This is a genomic window from Pseudomonas sp. A2 (assembly GCF_023100865.1).
Lineage (GTDB): Bacteria > Pseudomonadota > Gammaproteobacteria > Pseudomonadales > Pseudomonadaceae > Aquipseudomonas > Aquipseudomonas asiatica.
Genome location: NZ_CP039127.1, coordinates 1,274,821 through 1,290,249, shown reverse-complemented (window position 1 = coordinate 1,290,249; position 15,429 = coordinate 1,274,821). Strand labels below are relative to the sequence as shown.

13 protein-coding genes are annotated in these 15,429 nt (G+C 65.3%); 5 read left to right on the top strand and 8 right to left on the bottom strand.

The genetic code is table 11. From position 1 onward, the window contains the following. Window positions 1–10: 10 nt before the first annotated feature. From wspF to E5221_RS06015, 7 genes are all read right to left on the bottom strand, one after another. The gene (gene wspF, locus E5221_RS06045; RefSeq protein WP_013971215.1) at window positions 11–1,024 is read right to left on the bottom strand and encodes a Wsp signal transduction system protein-glutamate methylesterase WspF; all 1,014 of its coding nucleotides are present in this window, start codon (window positions 1,022–1,024) and stop codon (window positions 11–13) included. Beyond that, on the bottom strand, window positions 1,021–3,324 hold the full coding sequence (locus E5221_RS06040) for a hybrid sensor histidine kinase/response regulator (RefSeq protein WP_182329127.1): 2,304 nt from the start codon (window positions 3,322–3,324) through the stop codon (window positions 1,021–1,023). The genes wspF and E5221_RS06040 overlap by 4 nt, the downstream gene beginning before the upstream one ends. Next, window positions 3,321–3,983 (bottom strand): chemotaxis protein CheW, encoded by a 663-nt coding sequence (locus tag E5221_RS06035; protein ID WP_013971213.1) that lies wholly within the window; start codon window positions 3,981–3,983, stop codon window positions 3,321–3,323. The genes E5221_RS06040 and E5221_RS06035 overlap by 4 nt, the downstream gene beginning before the upstream one ends. Next, window positions 3,980–5,254: a CheR family methyltransferase gene (locus E5221_RS06030; RefSeq protein WP_182329126.1), complete on the bottom strand. Its 1,275-nt coding sequence runs from the start codon at window positions 5,252–5,254 to the stop codon at window positions 3,980–3,982. Before E5221_RS06030 ends, E5221_RS06035 begins: the two co-directional genes overlap by 4 nt. Continuing rightward, the gene (locus E5221_RS06025; protein ID WP_015269156.1) at window positions 5,251–5,757 is read right to left on the bottom strand and encodes a chemotaxis protein CheW; all 507 of its coding nucleotides are present in this window, start codon (window positions 5,755–5,757) and stop codon (window positions 5,251–5,253) included. The genes E5221_RS06030 and E5221_RS06025 overlap by 4 nt, the downstream gene beginning before the upstream one ends. A gap of 5 nt (window positions 5,758–5,762) precedes the next feature. Then, on the bottom strand, window positions 5,763–7,385 hold the full coding sequence (locus E5221_RS06020; RefSeq protein WP_061551001.1) for a methyl-accepting chemotaxis protein: 1,623 nt from the start codon (window positions 7,383–7,385) through the stop codon (window positions 5,763–5,765). A 200-nt stretch (window positions 7,386–7,585) separates the two neighbouring features. After that, window positions 7,586–8,278, bottom strand: a complete 693-nt coding sequence (locus E5221_RS06015) for a tellurite resistance TerB family protein (RefSeq protein WP_247847003.1) — start codon at window positions 8,276–8,278, stop codon at window positions 7,586–7,588. 216 nt (window positions 8,279–8,494) lie between these two features. Here E5221_RS06015 and ydcS point away from each other — a divergent pair, with 216 nt between their 5' ends. The 5 genes from ydcS to E5221_RS05990 all read left to right on the top strand — a co-directional run bounded on the left by ydcS (window position 8,495) and on the right by E5221_RS05990 (window position 13,979). After that, complete coding sequence (ydcS, locus tag E5221_RS06010; RefSeq protein WP_061551003.1) at window positions 8,495–9,646, top strand: putative ABC transporter substrate-binding protein YdcS; 1,152 nt, start codon at window positions 8,495–8,497, stop codon at window positions 9,644–9,646. Between the two features lie 150 nt (window positions 9,647–9,796). Next, on the top strand, window positions 9,797–10,828 hold the full coding sequence (locus E5221_RS06005) for an ABC transporter ATP-binding protein (protein WP_182329123.1): 1,032 nt from the start codon (window positions 9,797–9,799) through the stop codon (window positions 10,826–10,828). A 1-nt stretch (window position 10,829) separates the two neighbouring features. Then, entirely contained in the window at window positions 10,830–11,741 is a 912-nt protein-coding gene (locus E5221_RS06000) for an ABC transporter permease (protein ID WP_182329122.1), read from the top strand. Continuing rightward, window positions 11,731–12,537 (top strand): ABC transporter permease, encoded by an 807-nt coding sequence (locus E5221_RS05995; protein ID WP_061551006.1) that lies wholly within the window; start codon window positions 11,731–11,733, stop codon window positions 12,535–12,537. Before E5221_RS06000 ends, E5221_RS05995 begins: the two co-directional genes overlap by 11 nt. 17 nt (window positions 12,538–12,554) lie before the next feature. Continuing rightward, window positions 12,555–13,979, top strand: coding sequence for a gamma-aminobutyraldehyde dehydrogenase (locus tag E5221_RS05990; protein WP_247847001.1), 1,425 nt, complete (start codon window positions 12,555–12,557; stop codon window positions 13,977–13,979). A gap of 126 nt (window positions 13,980–14,105) precedes the next feature. Here E5221_RS05990 and E5221_RS05985 read toward each other — a convergent pair whose 3' ends face one another. Then, window positions 14,106–15,212, bottom strand: coding sequence for an NADH:flavin oxidoreductase/NADH oxidase (locus tag E5221_RS05985; protein WP_247847000.1), 1,107 nt, complete (start codon window positions 15,210–15,212; stop codon window positions 14,106–14,108). Window positions 15,213–15,429: the final 217 nt, after the last annotated feature.

The following is a 15,429-nucleotide window of genomic DNA, read 5'->3' as shown; positions in this document are numbered from 1 at the left end:
ATACACTTCGTCATTTTGCGAAAAATTCCATCAAGCGCCCGGCTATGCGTTCCAGCGGGCGGATCTCCACTGCGGCATCGATGGCCGCAGCGGCCTTGGGCATCCCGTACACCGCACTGCTGGCCTGGTCCTGGGCAATGGTCAGGAAACCCTGCTGGCGCATCAGCTTCAGGCCCTGGGCACCATCGCGGCCCATGCCGGTAAGCAACACACCCACCGCATCGCCGGTCCAATAGCGCGCCACACTCTCGAAGAACACATCGATCGAGGGCCGGTAAATTTCATTGACAGGTTCGGCAGTGTAGGCCAGTTGGCCGTTCTGTAGCAGGCGGATGTGGTGATTGGTGCCGGCCAGCAATACCTGCCCCGGCTGTGGTGGCTCGCCCTCACGGGCCAGGCGCACCGGCAAGCCGGCGGCGCTGCTGAGCCATTCTGCCATGCCCGCGGCAAATACCTGGTCCACATGCTGGACCAGCACGATGGCCGCCGGAAACGCCGCCGGCAGGCCCTTGAGCAGTACTTCGAGGGCTGCCGGGCCGCCAGCGGACGAACCGATCGCAACCAGCCCGCGGTGCTGTGACGCCGCCCGCACGGGTGCGGCGACCGGGCGTGCGGCCGGTGCGCGCTGCTGACCAATCAACCAGCTTATGTTGAGGATCTTGCGCAGCAGTGGCGCTGCCGCTTCACGCGGATCGCCCGCCCCCAGCGCCGGCGTGTCGACCACGTCGAGGGCGCCGTGGCCCATGGCCTCGAATACCCGATGCACGTTCTGCTTGCGATCGACCGTGACGATGACGATGGCGCAAGGGGTTTCGGCCATGATCCGCCTGGTGGCCTCGACGCCATCCATGACCGGCATGATCAGGTCCATGAGGATCAGGTCTGGCTGCTGCTCGGTGCAGCGCTGCACCGCCTCGGCGCCATTACTGGCCACCCACACCACCTGGTGCGCCGGTTCGAGGGCAACCGCCCGGCGCAGCGCCTCGACGGCCATGGGCATGTCGTTGACGATGGCGATCTTCATCCCTGAGCACCTCCGATCAGCTCAACCACAGCATCCAGCAACGCATCGTCATGGAAACTGGCCTTTGCCAAATAGTAGTCGGCGCCGGCATCCAGGCCCCGCCGTCGGTCTTCCTCACGGTCCTTGTAGGACACCACCATCACCGGCAGCGATTGCAGGCGCTGGTCGCGGCGTACCAGGGTGACCAGCTCGATGCCGTCCATGCGTGGCATGTCGATGTCGGTGATCAGCAGGTCGAAGTCCTCGCCACGCAAGGCGTTCCAGCCGTCCATGCCATCCACCGCAACGGCCACGTCGTAGCCACGGTTGCCGAGCAGCTTGCGCTGCAGTTCACGCACGGTCAGCGAATCATCGACCACCAGGATGCGCTGGCGCGCCACGCCACGGGTGCCGCTGCTGCCGCGGTCGATGCGTTCCAGGCTGCCGGTGCTGAGCAGCTTCTCCACCGAACGCAGCAGGTCCTCCACATCGACGATCAGCACCACCGAGCCATCGTCGAGCAGGGCGCCGGAAGAGATGTCCTGCACCTTGCCCAGCCGTGGGTCGAGCGGCATCACCACCAGCACCCGCTCGCCCACCAGTCGCTCCACGGCCACCCCGTACAGCTGCTCGCGCTCGCGGATCACCACCACGCGCAGGTTGCTCTGCTGCGTTTGCCCGGCCGGGCGATTGAGCAGTTGGCTGGCCGCGACCAGGCCTATGTGTCGGCCTTCGTGCCAGAAATGCTGGCGCCCGTCGATCTGCACGATCTCTTCGGCACTTACTTCGAGCGTGCGTTCGATATGAGCGAGCGGGAAGGCATAGGCCTCGCCACCCACCTCGACCACCAGGCTGCGCACAACCGACAAGGTCAGTGGCACCTGCAAATGGAAACGGCAGCCCTGCCCGGCCAGCTGGGTCAGCTCTATCGAACCGCGCAGCTCCCGGATCATGTGCTGCACCGCATCCAGGCCGACACCGCGCCCGGACACCTCGGTGACTTTGTCGCGCAGGCTGAAACCGGGCAGGAACAGGAATGTCAGCAACTCTTCCTCGCTCATGCGCGCCACCGTGTCAGCGGGCGACAGGGCGCGCTCGACAATGCTGCTGCGCAGGCGTTCGAGGTCGATGCCGGCACCGTCGTCGATCAGTTCAAGGCTGAGCATACCGGCCTGGTGCGAGGCCCGCAGGCGGATCACGCCCTCCTCCGCCTTGCCCGCCAGCAGGCGCCGCTCGGGCAGCTCGATGCCGTGGTCGACCGCGTTGCGCAACAGGTGGGTCAACGGTGCCTCGAGCTTTTCCAGCACATCACGGTCGACCTGGGTCTTTTCCCCTTCCACCAGCAGCCGCACCGGTTTGCCCAGCGAACGGCCAAGGTCGCGCACCATGCGGCTCTGGCCGGTCAGCACATCGGCAAACGGCCGCATCCGGCAGGCCAGCGCGGTGTCGTAGAGCAGTTGTGCGCGCTGGCTGGCCTGCCAGCCGAACTCGTCCAGGTCGGCAGCCTGCTGCTGCAGGATCTGCTGGGTTTCTGCCAGCAGGCGCTGGGTCTGTGCCAGGGCTTCGAGCACCTCGCTGCTCTGGCCACTGTCCTCCAGTTGCATGCGCAGGCCATCAAGCGCTTGCATGCCCTGGCCGTGCATGCGCTTGAGGCGCTGCAGGGTGGCCAGGTAAGGCTTGAGCCGCTGGGTTTCCACCAGCGACTTGCTGGACAGGTCGAGCAGGCTGTTGAGGCGATCGGCGGTGACCCGCAGCACCCGCTCCGTACCTTCGCCGGTGCGCTTGCCGGCCTTGCGACGCGGGGCCAGCTCGGGCTCGGGCTCAGGCTCCAAGGGTTCGACGGGCAGCGGCAAAGGTTCGGCTTGCACGGTTTGCGCCGGCGTTTCCGGCAGCGCTGGCACGGCTGGCGGCGCGGGGGGCAAGGCTGCCGCCCCCGGGTCGAGCAGGTTGGCCATTTGCGCAAGGAACACCGGCAGGGTCGCCTGTGCCCCGGCATCGCCAGGCGTGGCGATGCGCATCAACAGGTCGGTGCCCTGCAACAGGGCATCGATATGCTCGGCGCTCAGCCGCAGGCGACCCTCCTGGGCGGCCACCAGGCAGTCCTCCATGACATGGGCGACGCTGACGCCAGCGTCCACTCCGACGATCCGCGCCGCGCCCTTCAGCGAGTGGGCCGCGCGCATGCAAGCCTCAAGCTGGTCAGCCTGCGTGGGATTACGCTCCAGCGCCATCAGGCCGGCACTGAGCACCTGGGTCTGCGCCTCGGCCTCCAGGCTGAACAGTTCGAGCAACGATGCGTCGCGCATTTGCTCTGGGGTCATGACAGGCTCCGCTGCACGGCAGACAGTAAATGTTGATCGTCCAGCACCCGCACGCTGCGGCCACGCCATTGCAGGACCGCTGCGGTGAAGTGGGAGGCGTCCTGCCCGCTGTTCAGCAGAAGCGGGTCGAGCCGGTGAATGCCGTCGATTTCCTCGACCGCCATCACCACCGGCCCGCCCTCCGCGGCCAGGATCAGCATGCGTGGCATCGCCCGGCCGCCACGTTGCTCGGCAGCGCTGGCCTGCACACCCAGCAAGTCAGCCAGTGACAGGCACGGCACCAGCGCACCACGTACGTTGGCTACCCCCTGCAGCACCCGCGAGCGCTGGTGCGGCAGCGAATGCACCGCCTGCAGCGGGGCAATTTCGGCCAGGCAGGCGGTGGGCAGCGCCAACCATTCTTCGCCAAGGCGGAACAGCAGCATGGAGCGGCCAGTGTTTTCCTCCACCGGCGCAGCCACGGCGGCCTGGTGGTCCTGCATAAGTGCGTAGCGGTCGAGCAGGCGTGTGGCCGCTGCGGCATATACCTCGCAGTTGCGACAGTGAACATGACGCTCCAGCAATGGGCACTGCTTGTCGCCGTGCACGCCGATGCGGTTCCAGCAGTCATCGACGTGCGTGTCAGCCTCGGCGAGCAATTGCATCGCGGATTCCTTCATCGTTCAGACTCCCGGCCAACCCGCGCGGCGCGCTCCTGGAGGCGCCGGGCACCGGCCAGGTCACCCTGGGCTGCCAGCAAGGCAGCCAGGTGTACCAGCGCCTCGGAGTGCTGCGGTTCCAGGTACAGGGCTTTGCGATAGTGGGTCAGAGCCTGCTGCGCATCGCCTTCGGTGTCGCTGAGCAGCCCCAGCCAGTAGTAAACCTGCGCCGAAGGCGCGAACTGGCCCAGGTAGCGCTGGCATTCGGCACGGGCCTGCTCGCTGGCACCGGCGTTGGCAAGCCGGGCAATGCTGGCCAGCAACTCAGTTGCATCCTCGCGTTTGTGCTCGCGCGCTGGTGCTGGCTTGGCGGCAAAGGGGAGCACCCGCAATGGGCGCGGCAACGCTGCGCTCGGTGACGGAGAGCCTGGCTTGGCAGGTGCTGGCGACGTGCGACGCAAGGGCTGGACCGGGGGCGTAGCCAGCGCAGCGCTACCGCCCTCCTGGCGCACGTAGGCGAACGACTGGGCAATCCCCAGCGGGCGCATGCCCAACCGCGCCAGCAAGCTGCCTTCGGCGGGGCCGATGAACAGCACGCCCTGTGGATGCAGCAAGCGCTTGAGCACCTCAAACACCCGTTGCTGGGTCGGCACGTCGAAATAGATCAGCAGGTTGCGGCAGAACACGAAGTCGTACAGGCCATCGCGGCTGGCCAGGGCCGGGTCGAGTACGTTGCCCACCTGTAGGCTGACTTGGTCACGCACCCGCTCATGCAGGAGGTGGCCTTCGTCGAGCGCATCGAAGTAACGCTCGCGAAAGCCCAGGTTACTGCCACGGAAGGCATTGCGCCCGTACACGGCCTGCCCGGCCTTGGCCACGGAACTGGGGCTGATGTCCATGCCGTCGATCATGAACGCCCCCGGCGCGATACCGGCATCGAGCAAGGCCATGGCCAGCGAATAGGGCTCCTCGCCGGTCGAGCAAGGCAGGCTGAGCAAGCGCAGCGGACGCGCCCCGGCCAGCTCGGCCAGGCGCTTGTGCGCCAGGCTGGCCAAGGCGGTGAAGGATTCGGGGTAACGGAAGAACCAGGTTTCCGGGACGATGACCGCTTCGATCAGCGCCTGTTGCTCATCCGTCGACTGCTGCAGATGCAGCCAGTAATCATCCAGGTCCGCGGCGTCCACGGCCACGCAACGCTGGCGCAGCGCACGCTCGACCATGGGCGCGCCCACCGACTCCACGTCCAGGCCAATGCGCTCGCGCAAATAGCGGAAAAAATGCTGTTCGTTCATGTCGGCATCCCTGTCGGATCACCCGCATACAGCAACTCGTGCACGGCATCGGGGAGCAGGTCGTTGACTTCGATGCGCTGCAACAAGCCCTGCTCATCCTGACGCACCGGGCCCAGATACGGGGCCTCGCCGCTGTCCACGCCATACGGCTGGAACTCGTCGGGGTGGCAACGCAGGGTTTCGGTGGCCTGCTCCAGTATCAGGCCAAGCTGCAGGCCGACTCGGTAGTGCACCAGAACCAGGCGGGTACTGGTGCGCTGCGCTGCCGGTTGGCCGAAGCTCAATGCCGCCAGGTCGACCACTGGTACCAACAGGCCTCGGTGCGCAAGGATACCTGCGACCCAGGCAGGTGCCTTGGCGATCGGTTTCAACGGCTGGCGCGGCAGCACCTCGATCACCTCGTGCACGCTCAGGGCAAAGCGTTGCTCCCGAATGCGAAACTGCAGGTACAACGCCCCCTTCGCGTTGCCCGTCCGCGCGGCGCGCGATTGCAAGTCGTTCATCGCGGTCAGACTTTGAAGCGCGATACGCCGCCACGCAGGCCTGCGGCCACCTGGCTCAGCTCATCGATGGCGAAACTGGCCTGGCGCAGCGACTCGACGGTCTGGGTGCTGGCATCGCTGAGCTGGGCCAGCGCCTGGTTGATCTGCTCGGCACCGGTGGCCTGGGCCTGCATGCCTTCGTTGACCATCAGCACGCGCGGCGCCAGGGCCTGCACCTGGTGGATGATCTGGCTGAGCTGTTCGCCCACCTGCTGCACCTCGAACATGCCGCGGCGCACTTCTTCGGAAAACTTGTCCATGCCCATGACCCCGGCCGACACCGCCGACTGGATCTCGCGCACCATCTGCTCGATGTCGTAGGTGGCAACGGCGGTCTGGTCGGCCAGGCGGCGCACTTCGGTGGCCACCACGGCAAAGCCGCGGCCGTACTCGCCGGCCTTTTCCGCTTCGATGGCAGCATTGAGTGACAGCAGGTTGGTCTGGTCGGCAACCTTGACGATGGTCACCACCATCTGGGTGATGTTGCTGGCCTTTTCGTTGAGGATGCCCAGCTTGGCGTTGACCAGGTCGGCGGCGCCCATCACCTGGTGCATGGTTTCTTCCATGCGTGCCAGGCCCTGTTGGCCGGAGCCGGCCAGGCTGGAGGCCTGGTCGGCGGCCGAGGTGACTTCGGTCATGGTACGCACCAGGTCACGCGAGGTGGCGGCGATTTCCCGCGAGGTGGCGCCGATTTCGGTGGTGGTGGCAGCCGTTTCGGTGGCGGTGGCCTGCTGTTGCTTGGAGGTTGCGGCGATTTCGGTCACCGAGGTGGTCACCTGCACCGACGAACGCTGGGCCTGGGCCACCAGGTTGGCCAGGGCCTCGGCCATTTCGTTGAAGCCGCTTTCAATGGCGCCGAACTCGTCCTTGCGGTCCAGGCTCAGGCGCATGCTCAGGTCGCCGGAGCGCAGTTTGTCGAGGGCATGGACAATGCGTTGCATGGGCGCGGTGATGGCGCGCATCAGCAACAGGCCGCAGATACCGGCGGCGATGATCGCCAGCAGCAGCGAAACCATCATGCTGCCCTTGGCGGTACTCACGGCACCGACAATCTCGTTGGTGTCGGCGTCAGCAGCGGCACGGTTGTGCTCGATCACTTCGTTCAGAAGCTTGCGGCCTTCTACCCAGGCCGGGGTCAGCACATCGGTGATCAACCGCTGGGCTTCGGCATAGTCGTGCTTTCGGTAGGCTTCCAGCACCTGCTCGATGATCTTGAGGTAGGCAACCTCCATCTGGATGAAGGCGTCGAACCGCGCCTGGTCGTCATCATCCTGAATGGTGCTCTGGTAGCTGGCCATGTGCTCTTTCAGGCGGTCCTGGAAGCTCTTGAACAGTTCCGCATCGGCCGAGGTGAATTCACGCTGGTTGGACAGGCCTACCAACTGCTGGCTAGCCACGTAACCGTCGACCCAGGCACTGCGGATCATCGAGCTGTAGTAGAGGCCGGGAATGCTGTCGGTCCCCACTGCCTGTTCGGCGGATGCGATGGTCACCAACCGCGAGTAGGCGGCCACGATCATCAGCAGCATGATGGCGATGATCACGGCGAAACTTGCCAGGATCCGTTGGCGCAAGGTCCAGTTCTTCACATTCAGCCCTCAGGAATTCACAACGAGCGGGAAAAATCGCCGAAGTATAGCCCAGGCGCCCAGTGCTCATGCGGCTGAAATGTGGGAATGGAGTAAAAGGTACCGGGTGCTTGTCGCGATATTTTCAGCGCCTGTGAGATCGAGCGCCGCGCGGGCGGCGCTCGATCTCACAGACGCTGAAAATGTCGTGACAAGCGCTGCTACTGCACTACCGCCTGCCTTGCCTGGCTTTCCAGCTCCTGGCGCAGGGCCGGGTCCAGGCGCAGCTGGCGGGCCAGTTCTTCCAGGTAGGCGCGCTCCATGAAGTTTTCCTGGTCGACCATCATCACGCTGGCCAGGTACATCTCGGCGGCCATTTCCGGCGTTTGCGCGGCACGGGCCACTTCGGCCGGGTCCAGCGGCTTGTTCAGTTCGGCATGCAGCCAGTGCTGCAACTCGCGGTCGTTGTCCAGGCGGGTGAATTCACCCTCGATCAGCGCACGCTCGCGTTCATCGATATGGCCATCTGACTTGGCCGCCGCCACCAGCGCCCGCAGCACCGCCTGGCTGTGCAGTTCGGCCTGGGCCGGCGGCAGGCGGTCGACGGTCTGTGGCTCGGTGGCGGCCACCTGCTGGCGCGCCTGCCAGTTGCCGTAGGCCTTGTAGGCCAGCACGCCGAGCGCGGCCAGGCCGCCATAGGTGAGGGCCTTGCCGCCATATTTGCGGGCCTTCTTGTTGCCCAGCAGCAAACCCATGGCGCCCGCCGCCAGGGCGCCGCCACCGGCACCGGAAAGCAGGCTGCCAAGGCCGCCGGCACTGGCGCCTGGCTTGCCAGCGCTGCCCTTGCCGGCCTGGCTGGCGAGCAAGTCCTGGCCGGACTTGAGCAACTGGTCGAGCAATCCCCGGGTATTCATCAAACGGTCTCCACGTTGGCCAAGGGAGCCGTCAGGTTAAGCCCTGCCCGCCAGATCGCCATGGGGGGATTTGCTTCCGGATGTTGCATTGGCTGGCAAAAAGCCAACTAGACTCGATATCGCCAATACCGCGCTAACCGCACCACGTTCATGACGATCGCTTCACGGCTTGCTTGATGACTGCCCCGACCAAAATCTCCAAGAAGAGGGAACACCATGTCAGTGCACAAGACCGCATTGCTCGGCGCAACCGCCTGCGCCGTGCTGGCCAGCGCCAGCCTGCAGGCTGCCGAACCGCCCAAGGCCCTGGGGCCCGGCGAGGGCCGCCTGGACATCGTCGCCTGGCCCGGCTACATCGAGCGCGGTGAAAGCGACAAGGCCTACGACTGGGTGACCGGCTTCGAGAAGGAAACCGGCTGCAAGGTCAGCGTCAAGACCGCCGCCACCTCCGACGAGATGGTCAGCCTGATGACCAAGGGCGGCTACGACCTGGTCACCGCCTCGGGCGATGCCTCGCTGCGGCTGATCGCGGGCAAGCGGGTACAGCCGATCAACACCGACTTGATCCCCAACTGGAAGAACATCGACCCACGGCTGCAGAACGGTGGCTGGTACGTGGTCGACAAGCGGGTCTACGGCACCCCGTACCAATGGGGCCCGAACGTGCTGCTGTACAACACCGACGTGTTCAAGCAGGCGCCCACCACCTGGGGTGTGCTGTTCGAGCCGCAGAACCTGCCCGACGGCAAGCCGAACAAGGGCCGCGTGCAGGCCTACGATGGGCCGATCTACATCGCCGATGCGGCGTTGTACCTGAAGACGGCCAAACCGGAACTGGGCATCCAGGACCCGTACGAGCTGAGCGAAACACAATACAAGGCCGTGCTGGAACTGCTGCGCCAGCAACAACCGCTGATCCACCGCTATTGGCATGATGCCACGGTGCAGATGAGCGACGTGAAGAACGAAGGCGTGGTTGCCTCCAGCTCCTGGGGCTACATGGTCAATGGCCTCAAAGCCGAAAAGCAGCCCGTGGCCTCGACCATTCCCAAAGAAGGCGCGACCGGCTGGGCCGACACCACCATGCTGCACAGCGAGGCCAAGCACCTCAACTGTGCCTACAAATGGATGGACTGGTCGCTGCAACCGAAGGTACAGGGTGACGTGGCGGCCTGGTTCGGTTCGTTGCCGGCGGTGCCGGCGGCCTGCACCGGCAACGAGCTGTTGGGGGCCGAGGGCTGCAAGACCAACGGTTTCGACAACTTCGACAAGATCGCCTTCTGGAAAACCCCGCAGGCCCAGGGCGGCAAGTTCGTGCCTTATAGCCGCTGGACCCAGGATTACATTGCGATCATGGGCGGGCGCTGAGGTTGCCTGAATGCCTGTGCCTGCCTCTTCGCGGGTGAACCCGCTCCCACAGGTAGAGCACCACCCTTACAGGCGGTGATGAACCTGTAGGAGCGGGTTCACCCGCGAAGAGGCAGGCACAGGAGTAAGCCAGTTGTCCGGAGCACACGCATGCCCCTAGCCGTCCAGTTCACCCAGGTTTCCCGCACCTTCGGCGAGGTCAAGGCCGTCGACCAGGTCAGCATCGACATCATCGATGGCGAATTCTTCTCCATGCTCGGCCCCTCTGGCTCGGGCAAGACCACCTGCCTGCGCCTGATCGCCGGCTTCGAGCAACCCACCAGCGGTTCGATCCGCATCCACGGTGTCGAGGCTACGGGCGTACCGCCCTACCAGCGCGACGTCAACACCGTATTCCAGGACTACGCCCTGTTCCCGCACATGAACGTACTGGACAACATCGCCTACGGCCTGAAGGTAAAAGGCGTGGCCAAGGCCGAACGCCACAGCCGTGCCGAAGAAGCCCTGGCGATGGTGGCCCTGGCCGGCTACGGCGCGCGCAAGCCGGCGCAGTTGTCCGGCGGCCAACGCCAGCGCGTGGCCCTGGCCCGCGCGCTGGTCAATCGGCCACGGGTACTGCTGCTGGACGAGCCGCTTGGCGCGCTGGACCTGAAGTTGCGCGAACAGATGCAGGGCGAGCTGAAAAAGCTGCAGCGCCAGCTGGGCATCACCTTCATCTTCGTCACCCACGACCAGACCGAGGCGCTGTCGATGTCCGATCGCGTCGCAGTATTCAACCGCGGCCGTATCGAGCAGGTCGACACCCCGCGCAACCTGTACATGCAGCCGGCCACCACCTTCGTGGCGGAATTCGTCGGCACCTCCAATGTGCTGCGTGGCGAACTGGCCATGGCGCTCAATGGCAGCCCGGCGCCCTTCTCCATCCGCCCCGAATACATCCGCCTCGGCGACCCGGCCACAGCCGGCCAGCACGTCCAGGTCAGCGGCCAGCTGCGCGATATCCAGTACCAGGGCAGTGCCACCCGCTACGAGCTGCAACTGGACAGCGGCCAGTTGCTGGCGGTGAGCCAGGCCAACGACCGCTGGCAGGCGCAGGCACAGGCCTGGCAACCCGGGCAACGAGTACAGGCGCACTGGCCCCGCGAAGCCATGACGGTGCTGCAGGAAACGGAGGGCCGCTGACATGAGCACGCTGCGCGGCCTGTCCAACCTGCTGTACCGGCGCCCCAACCTGTACCTGGCCCTGCTGCTGATCCCACCGCTGACCTGGTTCGGCGCGATCTACCTGGGCTCGCTGCTGAACCTGCTGTGGCAAGGCTTCTATACCTTCGACGACTTCACCATGGCGGTGACCCCGGACCTGACCCTGGGCAATTTCGCCGCGCTGTTCAACCCGTCGAACTTCGACATCATCCTGCGCACCCTGGGCATGGCGCTGGCGGTGTCGCTGGCCAGCGCGGTGCTGGCCTTCCCCATCGCCTACTACATGGCGCGCTACACCAGCGGCAAGACCAAGGCATTTTTCTACATCGCAGTGATGATGCCGATGTGGGCCAGCTACATCGTCAAGACCTACGCCTGGACCCTGCTGCTGGCAAAGGGCGGCGTGGCCCAGTGGTTCGTCCAGCAGCTGCACCTGGATGCCCTGCTGCAAATGGTGCTGACGGTGCCGGGCGTGGGCGGCAGCACGCTGTCGACTTCGCACCTGGGGCGCTTCATGGTGTTCGTGTACATCTGGCTGCCGTTCATGATCCTGCCGATCCAGGCCTCGCTGGAACGCTTGCCGCCGTCGCTGCTGCAAGCCTCTGCAGACCTCGGCGCCCGGCCCGGACAAACCTTCGTGCAGGTGATCCTGCCGCTGTCGATTCCGGGCATTGCCGCCGGTTCGATCTTCACCTTCTCGCTGACCCTGGGCGACTTCATCGTGCCGCAGCTGATCGGCCCGCCCGGCTATTTCATCGGCAGCATGGTCTATGCCCAGCAAGGGGCGATCGGCAACATGCCGATGGCCGCCGCGTTCACCCTGGTGCCGATCGTGCTGATCGCGGTGTACCTGTCCATCGTCAAGCGACTGGGGGCCTTCGATGCACTCTGAAAAAGCCTCGACCGGGCTGCGCATGGCGGCTTGGGGCGGGTTACTGTTCCTGCACTTCCCGATCCTGATCATCTTCCTGTATGCCTTCAACACCGAAGACGCGGCGTTCAGCTTCCCGCCCAAGGGCTTTACCCTGAAGTGGTTCGCCGTGGCCTTTGCCCGGCCCGATGTGCTGGAAGCGATAAAGCTGTCGCTGCAGGTGGCCTGCCTGGCCACGCTGATCGCCCTGGTGCTCGGCACGCTGGCCTCGGCGGCGCTGTACAGGCGCAGCTTTTTCGGCAAGGAGAGCATTTCGCTGATGCTGATACTGCCTATTGCCCTGCCTGGCATCATTACCGGCATCGCCCTGCTCTCGGCGTTCAAGAGCCTGGGGATCGAGCCCGGCGTGTTCACCATCGTGGTCGGCCACGCCACGTTCTGTGTGGTTATCGTCTACAACAACGTGATCGCCCGCCTGCGGCGCACTTCGCAGAGCCTGATCGAAGCTTCGATGGACCTCGGTGCCGACGGTTGGCAAACCTTCCGCTACATCATCCTGCCCAACCTCGGTTCGGCGCTGCTGGCCGGTGGCATGCTGGCCTTTGCCCTGTCGTTCGACGAAATCATCGTCACCACCTTCACTGCCGGCCACGAACGCACCCTGCCGATCTGGCTGCTCAACCAGCTCAGCCGCCCGCGCGACGTGCCGGTGACCAACGTGGTCGCCATGCTGGTGATGCTGGTGACCATGCTGCCGATCCTTGGCGCCTATTACCTGACCCGTGGCGGTGAAAGCGTCGCGGGCAGCGGCAAATGACCCTGGAGGAGTCCCCGATGCAAACGCAGATGCTGATCAATGGCCAACTGGTCGCTGGCGAAGGCCCGGCCTGGACCGTGCTCAACCCGGCGCTGGGCAGTGCCCTGGCGCAGATCAACGAAGCCAGCGAGGCCCAGGTGGACAGCGCCGTGCGCGCCGCCGACCAGGCCTTCGACAGCTGGTCGCAAACCAGCCCAAAGGAGCGCTCGCAAGCCTTGCTGGCACTGGCCGACGCTATCGAAGCCCATGGCGATGAACTGGCTCGACTGGAATCGCAGAACTGCGGCAAGCCGCTGAGCGCCGCGCTGAATGACGAGATCCCGGCAATTGCCGACGTGTTCCGCTACTTCGCCGGTGCGGCGCGCTGCCTGGGCGGCTCGGCAGCCGGCGAGTACCTGCCGGGGCATACTTCGATGATCCGCCGCGACCCGCTGGGCGTGGTGGCCTCGATCGCGCCGTGGAACTACCCGTTGATGATGCTGGCGTGGAAGATCGCCCCGGCCCTGGCTGCCGGCAACACGGTGGTGATCAAGCCCTCCGAGCTGACCCCGCTGACCGCCCTGCGCCTTGGCGAACTGACCCGGGACCTGCTGCCACCGGGGGTGCTGAACATAATCTTCGGCCGTGGCCAGACGGTCGGCAACCCGCTGGTCAACCACCCCAAGGTGCGCATGGTGTCGCTGACCGGCTCGATCCCCACCGGTGCGCACATCATCAGCGCCACCGCCGACAGCGTGAAACGCATGCACATGGAACTGGGCGGCAAGGCCCCGGTGCTGGTGTTCGACGATGCCGACATCGATGCCGCCATCGACGGCATCCGTACCTTCGGCTTCTACAACGCCGGCCAGGACTGCACCGCCGCCTGTCGGCTGTACGTGCAGGATGGCATCTACGAGCGTTTCGTCGAACGCCTGGGGGCCGCGGTGGCCAGCCTCAAACCGGGCCTGCAGGAAGCCGAGGACACCGAACTGGGGCCACTGATCAGTGCCCAGCACCGCGACAAGGTCGCGGGCCTGGTGCAACGCGCGGTTGCCCAGCCGCACATTCGCCTCGTTACGGGCGGCAAGGCGATTGATGGCGACGGTTTCTTCTTCGAGCCGACTGTGCTGGCCGATGCGCTGCAGGATGACGAAATCGTGCGTAACGAAGTGTTCGGCCCGGTAGTGTCGGTGACCCGCTTCAACGACGAAGCTCAGGCGCTGGAATGGGCCAACGACTCCAACTACGGCCTGGCTTCATCGGTATGGACCCGCGACACCGGCCGCGCCCACCGCCTGGCGGCGCGCCTGCAGTATGGCTGCACCTGGGTGAACACCCACTTCATGCTGGTCAGCGAAATGCCCCATGGCGGGCAGAAGCATTCGGGGTATGGCAAGGACATGTCGATGTATGGGCTGGAGGACTACACCTTTGTGCGGCATGTGATGATCAAGCACTAGTCCAAGGTTGAATCTACTGGCCTCTTCGCGGGCTTGCCCGCTCCCACAGGTACATCACAGCCCTTGAGGTTTGTGATGTACCTGTGGGAGCGGGCAAGCCCGCGAAGAGGCCTGTGCAGGTAGAACCTAGTCCCGCAGGTCCGACTCGTGAATCGGGTTGGCCCGGCTGGTGGCGCGCTGGTACTGCGCAGGCCAGGTAGCTTTGTTGCCGCCCAGGTCGTCGTCGGCGTGCAGCGGCCAGTACGGGTCGCGCAGCAGTTCGCGGGCGAGGAAGATGATGTCGGCCTGGCCAGTGCGCAGAATGTGCTCGGCCTGGGCCGGTTCGGTGATCATGCCCACGGTGCCGGTGGCGATTTCCGATTCCTTGCGCACACGCTCGGCGAAGCGCGTCTGGTAGCCCGGGCCGGTGGGGATTTCGGCGTTGACCGAGGTGCCGCCGGAGGACACGTCGATCAGGTCGACGCCCAAACCACGCAGGCGGCGGGCCAGTTCGACGGTTTCATCCGGGTTCCAGCCGTCCTCGACCCAGTCGGTCGCCGACACCCGCACGAACAGCGGTAACTCTTCAGGCCAGACATCGCGCACAGCCTCGACCACCTGCAGGGTCAGGCGGATGCGGTTTTCGAAGCAACTGCCGTATTCGTCGCGACGCTGGTTGCTCAGCGGCGACAGGAACTGGTGCAACAGGTAGCCGTGGGCGGCATGGATTTCGACCACCTTGAAACCGGCCTTCAGGGCGCGCTCGGTAGAGGCGACAAAGGCGGCGATCACAGCCTGAATCTCATTGTGGTTCAACTCGTGCGGCGTCGTGTGTTGCGGGTCGAAGGCGATTTTCGACGGGCCCACCGGCTGCCAGCCGCCCTCCTCGAGCTTGACGCTGCCTTGCTTGCCCAGCCATGGGCGATAGGTGCTGGCCTTGCGCCCGGCGTGAGCCAGCTGGATGCCGGGCACGCTCCCCTGGGCGGTGATGAAACGGGTGATGCGTTGCAGCGGGGCGATCTGAGCGTCGTCCCACAGGCCAAGGTCTTCAGCGGTGATTCGGCCATCGGCGGTCACCGCCACGGCTTCAGTGATTACCAGGCCAGCGCCGCCCACGGCGCGGCTGCCTAAATGGACAAGGTGCCAATCGTTGGCCAGGCCATCGACGGCGGAATACTGGCACATCGGCGAAACGGCGATGCGGTTGGGCAGGGTCAGCTGACGCAGGGTGTAAGGCTCGAGCAGCAGGCTCATGAGGGCACCTCCCAAGGACTCCAATGGTGATCCGGCCCGGACACTCAATTGCACGTCCCTGGCCCAGGTCCGGTCATAACTTCAGACTAGACCAGAATGGTTGGGGGGGAGGTTCCATGGGATTTCGCGTGGGGTGCGGGGGTTTGGATCGAGGGTGATGTCGCCTATGAGATCGCTCTCAAGGCAGGTACCTGGCAGCCCTGAGCTCCGCTACAGG

What these genes read in the sequence shown, in the direction of transcription:
- wspF (WP_013971215.1), bottom strand. Translation starts at nt 1,024, where the DNA reads ATGAAGATCGCCATCGTCAACGACATGCCCATGGCCGTCGAGGCGCTG.
- E5221_RS06040 (WP_182329127.1), bottom strand. Translation starts at nt 3,324, where the DNA reads ATGACCCCAGAGCAAATGCGCGACGCATCGTTGCTCGAACTGTTCAGC.
- E5221_RS06035 (WP_013971213.1), bottom strand. Translation starts at nt 3,983, where the DNA reads ATGAAGGAATCCGCGATGCAATTGCTCGCCGAGGCTGACACGCACGTC.
- E5221_RS06030 (WP_182329126.1), bottom strand. Translation starts at nt 5,254, where the DNA reads ATGAACGAACAGCATTTTTTCCGCTATTTGCGCGAGCGCATTGGCCTG.
- E5221_RS06025 (WP_015269156.1), bottom strand. Translation starts at nt 5,757, where the DNA reads ATGAACGACTTGCAATCGCGCGCCGCGCGGACGGGCAACGCGAAGGGG.
- E5221_RS06015 (WP_247847003.1), bottom strand. Translation starts at nt 8,278, where the DNA reads ATGAATACCCGGGGATTGCTCGACCAGTTGCTCAAGTCCGGCCAGGAC.
- ydcS (WP_061551003.1), top strand. Translation starts at nt 8,495, where the DNA reads ATGTCAGTGCACAAGACCGCATTGCTCGGCGCAACCGCCTGCGCCGTG.
- E5221_RS06005 (WP_182329123.1), top strand. Translation starts at nt 9,797, where the DNA reads ATGCCCCTAGCCGTCCAGTTCACCCAGGTTTCCCGCACCTTCGGCGAG.
- E5221_RS06000 (WP_182329122.1), top strand. Translation starts at nt 10,830, where the DNA reads ATGAGCACGCTGCGCGGCCTGTCCAACCTGCTGTACCGGCGCCCCAAC.
- E5221_RS05995 (WP_061551006.1), top strand. Translation starts at nt 11,731, where the DNA reads ATGCACTCTGAAAAAGCCTCGACCGGGCTGCGCATGGCGGCTTGGGGC.
- E5221_RS05990 (WP_247847001.1), top strand. Translation starts at nt 12,555, where the DNA reads ATGCAAACGCAGATGCTGATCAATGGCCAACTGGTCGCTGGCGAAGGC.
- E5221_RS05985 (WP_247847000.1), bottom strand. Translation starts at nt 15,212, where the DNA reads ATGAGCCTGCTGCTCGAGCCTTACACCCTGCGTCAGCTGACCCTGCCC.